The sequence below is a fragment of the Streptococcus agalactiae genome, from assembly GCF_949788565.1.
Lineage (GTDB): Bacteria > Bacillota > Bacilli > Lactobacillales > Streptococcaceae > Streptococcus > Streptococcus agalactiae.
Window position 1 is genome coordinate 192,950 of the sequence record NZ_OX460931.1, and the last position, 12,799, is coordinate 205,748.

Genomic DNA, 12,799 nt, shown 5'->3' on the forward strand with positions numbered 1-12,799 from the left:
AAACGCTTTAGAGAGGTAAATTATGTCAAAAACAATAGCAATTAATGCTGGAAGTTCAAGTTTGAAATGGCAATTATATGAAATGCCAGAGGAGAAAGTAGTTGCCAAAGGGATTATCGAACGTATTGGTTTGAAAGATTCTATTTCGACTGTAAAATTTGACGATAAAAAAGATGAACAAATTTTAGATATCGTAGATCATACCCAAGCTGTTAAAATTCTTTTAGAAGATCTAACAAAACATGGTATTATCAAAAACTTTAATGAAATTACAGGTGTTGGTCATCGTGTCGTTGCTGGTGGTGAATATTTTAAAGAGTCTGCTTTAGTAGATGATAAAGTTGTAGAACAGGTTGAAGAATTATCAGCTTTAGCTCCACTCCACAACCCAGCAGCTGCAGCAGGGATTCGTGCGTTTAGAGAAATCTTACCAGATATCACGAGTGTATGTGTATTTGATACAGCCTTCCATACAACAATGCAACCTCATACCTACTTATATCCAATCCCACAAAAGTACTATACTGATTATAAAGTACGTAAATACGGTGCACACGGGACAAGCCACCAATACGTTGCCCAAGAAGCAGCTAAGCAATTAGGACGTCCTTTAGAAGAATTAAAATTAATCACAGCACATGTGGGTAATGGTGTTTCTATTACAGCAAATTATCATGGACAGTCTATTGATACATCAATGGGATTCACACCACTTGCAGGACCAATGATGGGAACACGTTCAGGAGATATTGATCCTGCGATTATCCCTTATCTTGTAGCTAATGATCCAGAATTGGAAGATGCAGCAGCTGTTGTTAATATGCTTAACAAACAATCAGGATTGCTTGGAGTATCAGGCACTTCAAGTGATATGCGAGATATTGAAGCAGGTCTTCAAAGTAAAGATCCAAATGCAGTGTTAGCCTATAATGTCTTTATTGACCGTATTAAGAAATTTATTGGACAATACTTGGCAGTATTAAATGGCGCGGATGCTATTATTTTTACTGCAGGTATGGGAGAAAATGCGCCATTAATGCGTCAAGATGTTATCGCAGGATTATCATGGTTTGGCATTGAACTTGATCCAGAAAAAAATGTTTTTGGTTATTTTGGAGATATCACAAAACCAGATTCAAAAGTGAAGGTTTTAGTTATTCCTACTGATGAAGAATTAATGATTGCGCGTGACGTTGAGCGCCTTAAAGCTAAATAAGTTATCAAAAAATTGATAAGACCAGAAAAGTTGATAGTTTAACTATCAACTTTTTTGTTTTTTGAACAGGTATGTAAAATGTACTTGACAAAAAATGTATAGTTAACTACACTATAAATGTAAAGTTAACTATACAAAAAAGGTGTAAGATATGAAAAATTCTCTACAAAAGTTACGAAAATCTAGGAAATTAAGTCAAGCAGAACTTGCAGTTGCACTTGGAGTTACTAGGCAAACTATTATTTCTCTAGAAAAAGAGAAATACACGGCATCTTTGGAGCTAGCATTTAAGATAGCGCGTTATTTTGATAAACAAATTGAGGAAGTTTTTATTTATACAGAAAGTGAAGGAGGATAGGATTTTAATGGAAAAATACAGTCCACAAAAGACAAAAGGTTAAAAGTTAATCTGTAATATGTCAAGGAAGTGGACTATTGATTTTTGTCCACCAAACGTTTACCAGCAATATGTTTTTATCATTACTATTAGTATTAGTATTGCGATGTCTATTTTTGCTATTTATCGCTATGCTTCATTGAAGAAAACGATATAATAGCTGATGATTAAATTGAAGTTTTAGAAAGTAGTATTCTAGTTAATAAAAGGATTATTGTCACCCAATAGTAAAGTATCTCCGAAGGATTACAAAGTATATATGAGAGTTTTGTCTTTTGTTTTTAGTGTATGTAGTTTGATTATGATAGTATCATCATTTCTACATACCTTTGAATCTAATTTTACTAAAGGTTTTTCCTTTGGTTCAGGTATTGCCTTATTTGCAGGAAGTTTTTATTTTTTGGTGATAACATTTAGTGAAAAGCGATTTCAACATTACTATACCAAAGTTTTTGATGAGCATAATCAATTTATTGCTAATATGTCTTGTCGACTTCTTTTTCTTTTATCTGTCCTTGTTTTAGTGGTATTGTGCCTGATTAATGTCTGGTTTGGTATAACTTTTTCCTATGCAAAGTTCTTGCTATTGATACTCTCTTTTGTTTTACACGGTTATTTATTAATTTACTTTATTTTACAGAAGTTATTGTGAGATAAGTCTATAAGATTTGAAAATATGTTATGATAGAAAAAAGTTAATAATTTATTTTGGAGGTTTTTGTGTCATTTATTATTAAAAAAGGCAAAATTTTAGCTTTGCTAATAGCATTTTTAGTTATTAATCAACTTGTTCCTATATTGGCTGTGTGGCTCCTAAAGAATCACTATCAAACGCCTTTTACTAGTATATTGTTAATTGGCTTAGAATTACTTATTATTGCTCTTTTCCTTTATTATGCTAAGGTTAAACAAATAATCAGATGGAAAGTATTATTGACAAGGAAAGCATTAGTTACTATTTTATTAGGTTGGTTATCATTGAGGGTTCCACAAATTATTGGTTACCTCATTATGACTATGCAAGGGGTTAAAGATACAGCAAATCAAACAGTAATTATGGAATTAACAAAGCAACTTCCACTAGCTTTGATGTTAATTTTTGCCATAATTGGTGCCCCGATTATGGAAGAAATTATATTTCGCTATATTATCCCTAAAGAACTTTTTGCGAAACATCAAAAATGGGGTTTTGTCATCGGTACTTTAGCTTTTGCTCTTATTCATTCTCCTTCTGATATAGGTAGTTTTATTATTTATGCTGGGATGGGTGCTATTTTATCTTTTGTTTATTATAAAACTGAGCACTTAGAATATAGTATAATGATTCATTTTATTAACAATGCTCTTGCTTATAGTGTGTTAATCAGTACAATGATGAATAACTAAAAAAACTTTGAGCAATTTGCTCAAAGTTTTTTTGCTTTCTCAATAGTAGCATCAATAGCAGAAATAACACTATGCGTCAGACCATTTTTTTCTAAGTCTAAAAGGCCAGCAATAGTAGTTCCGCCTGGGCTACAAATGTTGTCGATTAAGTCAGAGGTGCTATTTTGTCCTTGTAATAGGTTTTGACTAGAAGCTAAGACAGTCTGTCCTACAATAGAGAGTGCTTGTTCTTTTGGAAATCCATATTTTACACCTGCTTTAGCCAAGGCTTCTATAAATAGATAGATATAGGCAGGGCTAGAACCTGCTAGAGCAGTGAAGGTATCAAAATTGGTTTCTGCTATATCAAAGCTACTTCCAAAACTATCCGTAATTTCTTTGGTTAATTGTCGTAACTCATCCGATACATGATTGTTGTAACAAATAGCTGTGCAACTTTGAAGTATTTGTGCGTTAATATTTGGCATAATACGAATCAATGGTAAATCAGAACGAGTTAATTGGCTTAAACGCGCTAAGGAGATTCCTGCTGCCATTGAGATGATTGGTTTTGTGATATCAAGTGGAAGAAGAACCTTTTCAAATAGTTGAGGTTTAATACCTAACATGATAATATCAGCTTGATTGATTAATGACTGATGAGATTCGGCGTAAGTAACATCAAGTCTTTCTGCAATTTCTTTTGAACGCTCTAAGCAAGATCCGGATATGACAATGTCATGTTGGGTTTGTTTGAGGCCTTGAATAATTGCACTGGCCATTTTTCCAACGCCGATAATTCCAATTTTCATAATGTTGATATGGGGATGAAAGGAGATACTAAAATGTGTCTACCTTATGAAACTCCCATCCTTTCTATCTTAATAACCTTTAATAATATCCACCGTCGAGCGGTCTAATTTGTTAACGATGGCCTGAAGGTAAGCTTGTGCTTGCAGAAAATCATCCATAGCGTAGAGTGTTTGATGAGAATGAATGTAGCGTGCACAGACACCGATAGTTGTAGAAGGAATACCACTATTTTTTAGGTGAGCAGCCCCAGCATCGGTACCACCTTTTGCAGCATAATATTGGTATTTTATACCTGCTTCTTCAGCTGTTGTAAGCAAGAAATCTCTCATATCTTTAAGCATGATATGTCCGGGATCATAAAAACGGATTAAGGTTCCCTCTCCTATTTTGCCTTGTTCCCCATAAATATCTCCAGCTGGGGAACAATCGACAGCTAAGAAGATATCTGGGTTGAATTTAGTTGTTGAAACATGTGCGCCACGAAGTCCGACTTCTTCTTGAACATTAGCCCCAGCAATAAGTGTGTTGCTAAGGCTTTGATCTTTTAAGCTTTTTAGCAATTCGGTCACCATAAGCACACCATAGCGATTATCCCAAGCTTTTGACATAATATGTTTTTGATTTGCAGTTAAAATGGTTTCAGATTTAGGAACAATGATATCGCCAGGAGCAATGCCAAAGCTTTTAGCTTCATTTTTATCTGTGAATCCTCCATCAAAAACAATGTCACTAATTTTGGGTAATGTCGTTCCACCGCTTTGTCCACGAAGAAAGTGAGGAGGAACTGAGCCTGATATAACAGGAATAGCATCACCAGAACGTGTGTAGAGGGTAAAGCGTTGTGAGCTGACTACTAGGGGATTCCATCCTCCAACCTCAAGTACACGAAATGTTCCATCTGGCTGAATATGACTAACCATAAAGCCGACTTCATCCATATGGGCAGCAACCATGACTTTAGGAGCATTAGTCTCATGAGTATTTTTAACTCCAAAAATTCCACCAAGTCCGTCTGTCTCAACTTGATCAACTAAAGGAGTTATTTCTTGACGAAGGAAGTTGCGGATATTGTGTTCATAGCCAGCAATCCCATCAAGCTCAGTTACGGTTTTAATTTTGTTAAATAAATCTGACATAATTACCTCAATTCTACAAATACTATTTTAGCACCTTTTAATTAAAAATAAAGAACAGAACAGGTTTCAGTCAATATAAAGACTTTCAAAAAGAATATCAAGTACTACCAGAAGACTGTTATGACTGACAAAGCCTGTTATAGTGAAAACTGGGTTGAATACAACGGAGATAATGTTTATCGGCTTAAGCTAATAAAAAGGTAGATAGGAGAGATAATACGGCTAGAAAAGTGATAATCATAGAAATCAAAGTCAAATTTTTGGGGTGATTCTTATTGATTAAAAATGAAGCTGTGCAAAGCAGTATTAGCGTTACAATAGCAAAAAGTTCTCCATTTTGAAGACGAAATAAAAACCAGTGATCACCTAGGAAGAGTAGACCTAGCAAACAATTTAAAGCAGGTACTAATAATTTTTCTTTCATGTTTTTTCTTTCTGTTTGAATGATTAACCATAATGGTATCTTAAGACAATGTCATCCTATTATACCACAAGGAATAAGTTGTTTTTTTTCATAACTGTTATGTGGATTTATTCCATCAATTCCTGTGTCTAATTCCGGGGGGTATGGTATAATAACAGTTATGAAAAATAAAAAAATCTTATTTGGGACTGGCCTTGCTGGTGTGGGTTTACTAGCAGCTGCTGGTTATACCCTAACTAAAAAAGTAACAGATTATAAACGTCAGCAAATCACTCAGACCTTAAGAGAATTTTTTAGTCAGATGGGTGATATTCAGGTATTTTATTTTAATGAATTTGAATCTGATATTAAAATGACCAGTGGTGGTCTTGTCTTGGAAGATGGCAGAATTTTCGAATTCATTTATCGTCAAGGTGTTCTTGATTATGTGGAGGTGAGCAAATGATTTTACCAGAATCTTATGAAGAAATAGCAGCCTATATTGATAGCACTAAGAAAGTTGTTTTCTTTTTTACAGCAGATTGGTGTCCAGATTGTCAATTTATATATCCAGTAATGCCATCAATTGAAAAAGACTTCTCAGATTTTGTCTTTGTACGTGTTAATCGTGATGACTATATAGAATTAGCTCAGCAGTGGAATATTTTTGGGATTCCGAGTTTCGTTGTTGTGGAAAATGGTCAGGAACTGGGTCGTTTGGTTAATAAGAATCGCAAAACAAAGGCTGAAATTACTAAATTTCTCGCTGAAATTAACCATAAATAAGACAGAAAATAGCAAAATTTAAAGGAGAATAAATGATTTTTACTTATAATAGAGAGCATGTTGGTGATACCTTAATGGTTATTGTTAAGGATAGTCAAGGAGCTAAGCTAGATGTTGATCGTCGCGGACAAGTAGCACGCGTCTATCTGCAAGATAGTAAAGAAACAGTTGCTTGGAATATCTTTGAAGTGTCAAGTTTAATTGCTATTGAGGGAGTAGGTCGAGTAACTTTATCTGATCAAGATATTAAAATCCTTAATGCAGAACTACTGAAAGAAGGATTCGAAGACTCTCTTGTTAATAATATTGAACCTACATTTGTTGTGGCGCAAATTAAAGAAATGATTGATCATCCAGATAGTGACCATTTACATATCTGTCAAGTAGAAATCAACGATGGGAAGACGGTCCAAATCGTTTGTGGGGCACCTAATGCTTCAGTAGGTCTTAAAACAGTTGCAGCTCTTCCAGGAGCTATGATGCCAAATGGTAGCCTTATTTTCCCAGGAAAACTTCGTGGAGAAGATAGCTTTGGAATGTTATGTAGTGCTCGCGAGTTAGCTCTTCCAAATGCTCCTCAAGTCAGAGGTATCATTGAATTATCTGATCAGGTAATTGTTGGAGAGTCTTTCGACGCCAATAAACATTGGAAAAATTAGTAAAAATCAACTTAGCTTCAGCTAAGTTGATTTTTAGTTGTAAACTTAAGAAGTTACAATGACTTTTTAAGTGTGATGTGTTGCAAAAAAGCAATATCTTTATAAGGAGCTTTGTCAGCAACACTTAGCTCGATAGCAAGCATTTTGTTTAGCCAATCAGTTTCAGTTTTAAAATGATTTGATTGTAATGAATAGAAGGTACGAATACCCTGATAACGTTCAACTAATAAATTTGTATTTTGTTTTAGTTCTTCTAAGGTATAAATATTTCCCTGGTCAAAACTGGCACTTTTAAAGTTTGCTTCTCCTGTTAAGAGTTCCATCGCAGTGGAGGTATCATTGCTAAAAATAACTGATTGTAATATTTTACCGGTTATATTATGTTTGATGAGAGATAGTTCTCCATTAGGTTTTAGAAGTCGAGAAAATTCGTCAAAATAAGCAGGATGATTATGTTTGTCTATATATTCAAGAACATTATGACAAACAATAGTATCAAAACTTTGATCAGGCAAAGCTCTTAATGCTTCGTAGGAACCTAGGATTTTATAAATATTGTCACTTTGATTATCGTAAAGCAGTTTAGGATTGGGTTCAATAGCAGTTACATTGTTTTCTTTTGCTAGATGTTGTGCGGTGAGACAAAAACCAGCTCCAAAATCTAAAACGTTCTGATTTTTGATATGGCTTAATTGAGCAAAAGTTATTTCATATTGTATTTTTCCCCAAGGTTTAGCCAGCATTTCTTTATAACTAGTTACATTTGTCATCTTAATTCTCCCAGAACAATTTCATATATTTTAGCATTTTTCTTCCTTATTTTCGAATAATAATAGTGAGGAGGTAGTCAATGTATAATAAAGTTATTATGATTGGGCGTCTAACAGCAAAGCCTGAGATGGTAAAAACACCAACTGACAAGTCAGTAACGCGTGCAACTGTTGCTGTTAATAGACGCTTTAAAGGAAGTAATGGTGAGCGTGAAGCAGATTTTATTAATGTGGTTATGTGGGGTCGTCTAGCGGAAACCCTTGCGAGCTATGGGACAAAGGGCTCTTTAATTTCAATAGATGGTGAATTGCGTACGCGCAAGTACGAAAAGGATGGTCAAACGCACTATATCACTGAAGTATTAGCATCATCATTTCAGTTGTTAGAAAGCCGTGCCCAACGTGCTATGCGTGAAAATAACGTTTCTGGTGATTTGTCAGATTTAGTATTGGAAGAAGAGGAGCTCCCCTTTTAAATAAAATCACTCTCAAAATATCATTTCTAAATATACTGGTTGCTTTCTGTGGGAAGCAACCTTTTTTTATTGAAAATAGAAAGGCAAACGATTACAATAAAGGGGATAGAAAGCAGGTTTAAGATGGAAAAAGTCATTATTTTTGATATGGACGGCGTTATTGTTGATTCCGAGTACACGTTTTTAGATAATAAGACAGAAATGTTACGTGAGGAGGGTATTGATACGGACGTCTCGTACCAATACCAGTACATGGGGACTACTTTTGAATTCATGTGGCAAGCTATGAAAGAGGAGTTTGGCTTACCGAAAACAGTAAAAGAGTATATTGCTGAGATGAACAGACGTCGACAAGCGATTGTGGCGCGTGATGGTGTTAGGCCCATCAAAGGAGCTCAGCGACTGATTCATTGGTTATACCAACATGGCTATCGCTTAGCAGTTGCGTCCTCATCTCCAATGGTAGATATTAAGCGTAATCTAAAAGAGTTGGGTGTGGCAGAATGCTTTGAATACATGGTTACAGGAGAAGATGTATCGTCTTCTAAACCAGCTCCAGATGTTTTTCTTAGAGCTGCAGAGCTTTTAGATGTAGACCCTAAAGTTTGTATAGTTATAGAAGATACAAGAAATGGGAGTTTAGCTGCTAAGGAAGCAGGAATGTATTGCTTTGGCTTTGCTAATCCTGATTATCCACCGCAAGATTTATCAATGGTAGACAAGGTTATTTCAGATTATCAAGATATCTATATTTATCTTCCGGAGTAAAATGGTATCTTGAGGAGGATAAGCATATGTTGATGGTGTTGTTATTCCAAAGGCTAGGAATTATTATGATTTTAGCCTTTTTATTGGTAAATAATAGTTATTTCAGACAGTTAATTGAAGAGCGGTCTAAACGTGAAACGGTAGTCCTTGTCATCATTTTCGGCTTGTTTGTTATTATATCTAATATAACAGGAATTGAAATAAAAGGGGATCGAAGTTTGGTCGAGCGCCCTTTTCTAACAACGATTTCCCATTCTGACTCACTTGCTAATACAAGGACTTTAGTTATTACAACGGCAAGTTTGGTTGGTGGACCTCTGGTTGGATCAATTGTTGGTTTTATTGGAGGGGTTCATCGCTTTTTTCAAGGAAGCTTTTCAGGTTCTTTCTATATTGTCAGTTCAGTTCTAGTCGGCATTGTTAGCGGAAAGATTGGTGATAAGCTTAAGGAAAACCATCTCTACCCTTCAACAAGCCAAGTTATTTTAATTAGTATTATTGCCGAAAGTATCCAGATGCTATTTGTTGGCATTTTTACAGGATGGGAACTTGTCAAAATGATTGTCATTCCAATGATGATTTTAAATAGTTTAGGTTCCACACTTTTCCTTGCGATTTTGAAAACTTATTTGTCAAATGAAAGTCAGTTACGCGCAGTTCAAACGAGAGATGTTCTTGAATTGACTCGACAGACTCTGCCCTACCTTAGACAAGGTTTGACACCGCAATCTGCTAGGAGCGTTTGCGAAATTATAAAGAGGCATACTAATTTTGATGCTGTGGGATTAACAGATCGGTCAAACGTATTAGCTCATATTGGTGTTGGCCATGATCACCATATTGCAGGACAACCAGTCAAAACAGACCTATCTAAAAGTGTTATTTTTGATGGCGAACCAAGAATTGCGCAAGATAAAGCGGCGATTTCTTGTCCAGATCACAACTGTCAGTTAAATTCTGCTATTGTAGTTCCTCTAAAAATAAATGATAAAACTGTGGGTGCCTTAAAAATGTACTTTGCAGGAGATAAGACAATGTCTGAGGTGGAGGAAAACCTAGTCCTTGGTTTAGCGCAAATATTTTCAGGACAACTGGCAATGGGGATAACAGAGGAACAAAATAAGTTAGCCAGTATGGCAGAGATAAAGGCTTTACAAGCACAAATCAACCCTCATTTCTTCTTTAATGCCATTAATACAATTAGTGCATTAATCCGTATTGATTCTGATAAAGCACGTTATGCACTGATGCAGTTAAGTACTTTTTTTAGAACAAGTTTGCAAGGTGGTCAGGATCGTGAGGTAACGCTTGAGCAAGAAAAATCACATGTGGATGCTTATATGAATGTTGAAAAATTACGTTTCCCTGATAAATATCAGTTATCTTATGATATTAGTGCACCAGAAAAAATGAAGTTACCGCCTTTTGGTTTACAGGTACTGGTAGAGAATGCAGTTCGACATGCTTTCAAAGAACGTAAGACGGACAACCATATATTGGTTCAAATAAAGCCAGATGGTTATTATTATTGTGTTTCTGTTAGTGACAATGGACAAGGAATCTCAGATACTATCATTGATAAATTAGGTCAAGAAACAGTTGCAGAGAGTAAGGGTACAGGTACTGCTCTAGTTAATCTAAATAACAGGCTGAATTTATTATATGGTAGTGTAAGTTGCCTTCATTTTTCGAGCGACAAGAATGGTACAAAAGTTTGGTATCGAATACCTAATAGAATAAGGGAGGATGAGCATGAAAATTTTAATTCTTGATGATGAAATGTTTGCCAGACAAGAATTATCGTTTTTAGTTGAACATAGCCAGGAGGTTGACAACCCTGAGATTTTTCAGGCTGAGGATATCAGTGAAGCCGAAAAAATCTTATTTAGACAGCAAATTGATTTAATTTTTTTAGATATTTCGCTTAGTGAAGAAAATGGCTTTACTTTGGCTAATCAGTTGAGCCAACTTGCACATCCCCCACTTGTTGTTTTTGCGACGGCTTATGATAACTATGCTGTGAAAGCTTTTGAAAGTAACGCTGTTGATTATATCATGAAACCGTTTGAACAACAGCGCGTTGATATGGCTCTATCAAAAGTGAAGAAATTGAGCCAACTCACCACTGCTTCAGATGTAGAGCAAGCAATACCTAAAAAAGCCAGTGTTGAATTGTTAACCTTGACATTATCAGATCGCAGTGTTGTTGTTAAAATGCAAGATATCGTTGCAGCTAGTGTTGAAGATGGCGAATTAACTGTTAGTACAGTTCAGAAAACTTACACTATTCGGAAAACACTCAATTGGTTTAAGTCACGCGCCGTAGCACCATATTTTCTCCAGATTCATCGAAACACAGTGATTAATCTAGAGATGATTGAGGAAATTCAACCTTGGTTTAATCATACTTTGTTACTAATTATGTCTAATGGAGAGAAATTTCCAGTAGGTCGATCGTATTTAAAAGACCTAAATGAGCATTTAACCATGTAAAAGTGCTTTTGCGAACTTCCCTTTGTTGTTTAGAAGCTTGAATTTGCAATTCGGCTTCTTTTTTTGGTAACTGAGACTGAAAATGAAAACGTTTTATTTGTTTTGAAGTACAATATAGCTATCAATAAAACAAGTTAAAACTTTGTAATAAAAGGAAGGGGTAGTGACTATGAAACACACCAGTAAAGAAACCAAAACAAAAGAAGCTCCAATGTTTATTCAAATGTCAATATATGCAGCTATTCTATTAGTTTCACAAATGATTTCAATGTTATTACCGAAATCACTACCAATCCCAACGACGGTTATTGGTTTGGTGCTAATGTATGTATTGCTAACTGCTAAAATTATCAAGGTAGAGTGGGTTGACTCTTTTGGGGCTTTGATGATAAGCATGATTGGTTTTATGTTTGTCCCCTCAGGAATATCAGTAGCAGCGAATCTTGATATCCTAAAAGCTGAAGGCTTGCAACTAGTTGCTGTTATTACAATCTCAACTGTTGTTATGTTAGTAGTGGTAGCATACGTTGCACGATTAATACTTGCTATTAGAGAACTCAGTGTCACAGATTTATTTAAAAAGATATTACCTAACCACTATAGTAAGAAAGTAGAGGAAAAATAATATGGAACTCTTAAAAACACCCATCTTTGGTATTTGCTTTTCTTTAATACTCTATACGATAGGACAACATTTATTTAAGAAGAGTAAAGGTTTCTTCCTTTTGCAGCCTCTTTTCTTTGCAATGGTTAGTGGTATTGTCATTCTTTGGCTTATGTCAAAAGGTTTAGGAACCGATGTTAAGACATTTTATACACAAGCTTATAAACCAGGTGGTGATTTAATATTTTGGTTTTTAAATCCAGCGACAATTGCTTTTGCAGTTCCTCTCTATAAGAAAAATGACGTTGTTAAAAAATATTGGGTAGAAATTCTCAGCAGTTTAGTAATCGGTATGATTGTTTCCCTTATGCTTATCGTCGCTATTTCTAAAATGGTTGGGCTTAGTCAAGTCGGAATTGCTTCAATGTTGCCACAAGCAGCAACAACAGCAATTGCTCTTCCAATAACAGCAGCAATTGGAGGGAACACAGCTGTGACAGCAATGGCGTGTATCTTAAATGCAGTTATTATTTATGCATTAGGTAAAAAATTAGTGTCATTTTTCCATTTGAATGATAGTAAGATTGGTGCAGGGTTAGGTCTAGGGACCTCTGGTCATACAGTCGGAGCAGCCTTTGCATTGGAATTGGGAGAACTACAAGGTGCGATGGCAGCTATAGCTGTGGTAGTTATCGGTTTGGTAGTTGATTTGGTTATTCCTATCTTTAGTCATTTGATTGGTTTGCTATAATTAATAGCGTGGTTAAGGCTGAATTTATTCAGCCTTTTTATGATGTCTATTAAAATACATTGGATTAACATGGTTTATGAGCTAGAGTCTAGAATTGTGTTTTACCTAACTTTAAGTTATTAATGATAAAATAACAAATTTTCTAATTAACCAGTTAAGTAA

General features: G+C 35.2%; 18 protein-coding genes. 14 read left to right on the top strand and 4 right to left on the bottom strand.

Features of this window, described 5'->3' with window-relative positions; all coding sequences use genetic code 11:
- The first annotated feature begins 22 nt into the window (after positions 1-22).
- The 5 genes from QOR44_RS01145 to QOR44_RS01165 all read left to right on the top strand — a co-directional run bounded on the left by QOR44_RS01145 (position 23) and on the right by QOR44_RS01165 (position 2,999).
- The gene (locus QOR44_RS01145) at positions 23-1,216 is read left to right on the top strand and encodes an acetate kinase (RefSeq protein WP_000047537.1); all 1,194 of its coding nucleotides are present in this window, start codon (positions 23-25) and stop codon (positions 1,214-1,216) included.
- A 151-nt stretch (positions 1,217-1,367) separates the two neighbouring features.
- Entirely contained in the window at positions 1,368-1,574 is a 207-nt protein-coding gene (locus QOR44_RS01150; protein WP_000798241.1) for a helix-turn-helix transcriptional regulator, read from the top strand.
- Between the two features lie 58 nt (positions 1,575-1,632).
- The gene (locus QOR44_RS01155; protein WP_079263416.1) at positions 1,633-1,770 is read left to right on the top strand and encodes a hypothetical protein; all 138 of its coding nucleotides are present in this window, start codon (positions 1,633-1,635) and stop codon (positions 1,768-1,770) included.
- A gap of 102 nt (positions 1,771-1,872) precedes the next feature.
- Positions 1,873-2,265 carry a hypothetical protein gene (locus QOR44_RS01160; RefSeq protein WP_001265365.1) on the top strand — a complete coding sequence of 131 codons (393 nt, stop codon included), beginning with the start codon at positions 1,873-1,875 and terminating at the stop codon, positions 2,263-2,265.
- A 68-nt stretch (positions 2,266-2,333) separates the two neighbouring features.
- Positions 2,334-2,999, top strand: a complete 666-nt coding sequence (locus QOR44_RS01165) for a CPBP family intramembrane glutamic endopeptidase (protein WP_000008107.1) — start codon at positions 2,334-2,336, stop codon at positions 2,997-2,999.
- A gap of 20 nt (positions 3,000-3,019) precedes the next feature.
- On the opposite strand, the gene proC is transcribed toward QOR44_RS01165, so the two are convergent.
- The 3 genes from proC to QOR44_RS01180 all read right to left on the bottom strand — a co-directional run bounded on the left by proC (position 3,020) and on the right by QOR44_RS01180 (position 5,351).
- Positions 3,020-3,790: a pyrroline-5-carboxylate reductase gene (gene proC, locus QOR44_RS01170; RefSeq protein ID WP_001867096.1), complete on the bottom strand. Its 771-nt coding sequence runs from the start codon at positions 3,788-3,790 to the stop codon at positions 3,020-3,022.
- Between the two features lie 69 nt (positions 3,791-3,859).
- A complete protein-coding gene (gene pepA / locus QOR44_RS01175; protein WP_001281326.1) occupies positions 3,860-4,927 on the bottom strand; it encodes a glutamyl aminopeptidase in 1,068 nt (355 codons plus the stop codon).
- Positions 4,928-5,111: 184 nt separating this feature from the next.
- Positions 5,112-5,351: a hypothetical protein gene (locus QOR44_RS01180; protein WP_000660178.1), complete on the bottom strand. Its 240-nt coding sequence runs from the start codon at positions 5,349-5,351 to the stop codon at positions 5,112-5,114.
- A 160-nt stretch (positions 5,352-5,511) separates the two neighbouring features.
- Between QOR44_RS01180 and QOR44_RS01185 the strand changes: the two genes are divergently transcribed.
- The 3 genes from QOR44_RS01185 to ytpR are packed head-to-tail and all read left to right on the top strand — an operon-like array spanning position 5,512 to position 6,775.
- Positions 5,512-5,796, top strand: a complete 285-nt coding sequence (locus QOR44_RS01185; protein ID WP_000791272.1) for a DUF4651 domain-containing protein — start codon at positions 5,512-5,514, stop codon at positions 5,794-5,796.
- The gene (locus tag QOR44_RS01190; protein WP_000602780.1) at positions 5,793-6,116 is read left to right on the top strand and encodes a thioredoxin family protein; all 324 of its coding nucleotides are present in this window, start codon (positions 5,793-5,795) and stop codon (positions 6,114-6,116) included. Before QOR44_RS01185 ends, QOR44_RS01190 begins: the two co-directional genes overlap by 4 nt.
- A gap of 32 nt (positions 6,117-6,148) precedes the next feature.
- On the top strand, positions 6,149-6,775 hold the full coding sequence (ytpR, locus tag QOR44_RS01195; protein WP_141444610.1) for a YtpR family tRNA-binding protein: 627 nt from the start codon (positions 6,149-6,151) through the stop codon (positions 6,773-6,775).
- A gap of 53 nt (positions 6,776-6,828) precedes the next feature.
- Here the strand turns inward: ytpR and QOR44_RS01200 are convergent, their stop codons facing one another.
- Positions 6,829-7,545 (bottom strand): class I SAM-dependent methyltransferase, encoded by a 717-nt coding sequence (locus QOR44_RS01200; protein WP_000186181.1) that lies wholly within the window; start codon positions 7,543-7,545, stop codon positions 6,829-6,831.
- Between the two features lie 80 nt (positions 7,546-7,625).
- Between QOR44_RS01200 and QOR44_RS01205 the strand changes: the two genes are divergently transcribed.
- From QOR44_RS01205 to lrgB, 6 genes are all read left to right on the top strand, one after another.
- Positions 7,626-8,021, top strand: coding sequence for a single-stranded DNA-binding protein (locus QOR44_RS01205; protein WP_000282447.1), 396 nt, complete (start codon positions 7,626-7,628; stop codon positions 8,019-8,021).
- Positions 8,022-8,144: 123 nt separating this feature from the next.
- A complete protein-coding gene (locus tag QOR44_RS01210; protein WP_000416615.1) occupies positions 8,145-8,789 on the top strand; it encodes an HAD family hydrolase in 645 nt (214 codons plus the stop codon).
- Between the two features lie 26 nt (positions 8,790-8,815).
- Positions 8,816-10,561 (top strand): LytS/YhcK type 5TM receptor domain-containing protein, encoded by a 1,746-nt coding sequence (locus tag QOR44_RS01215; protein ID WP_000930336.1) that lies wholly within the window; start codon positions 8,816-8,818, stop codon positions 10,559-10,561.
- Complete coding sequence (locus QOR44_RS01220) at positions 10,542-11,282, top strand: LytR/AlgR family response regulator transcription factor (protein WP_000697630.1); 741 nt, start codon at positions 10,542-10,544, stop codon at positions 11,280-11,282. The genes QOR44_RS01215 and QOR44_RS01220 overlap by 20 nt, the downstream gene beginning before the upstream one ends.
- 169 nt (positions 11,283-11,451) lie before the next feature.
- The gene (locus QOR44_RS01225; RefSeq protein ID WP_000683316.1) at positions 11,452-11,907 is read left to right on the top strand and encodes a CidA/LrgA family protein; all 456 of its coding nucleotides are present in this window, start codon (positions 11,452-11,454) and stop codon (positions 11,905-11,907) included.
- Between the two features lies 1 nt (position 11,908).
- Positions 11,909-12,637 carry an antiholin-like protein LrgB gene (gene lrgB, locus QOR44_RS01230; RefSeq protein ID WP_000421727.1) on the top strand — a complete coding sequence of 243 codons (729 nt, stop codon included), beginning with the start codon at positions 11,909-11,911 and terminating at the stop codon, positions 12,635-12,637.
- The last annotated feature ends 162 nt before the right edge of the window (positions 12,638-12,799 follow it).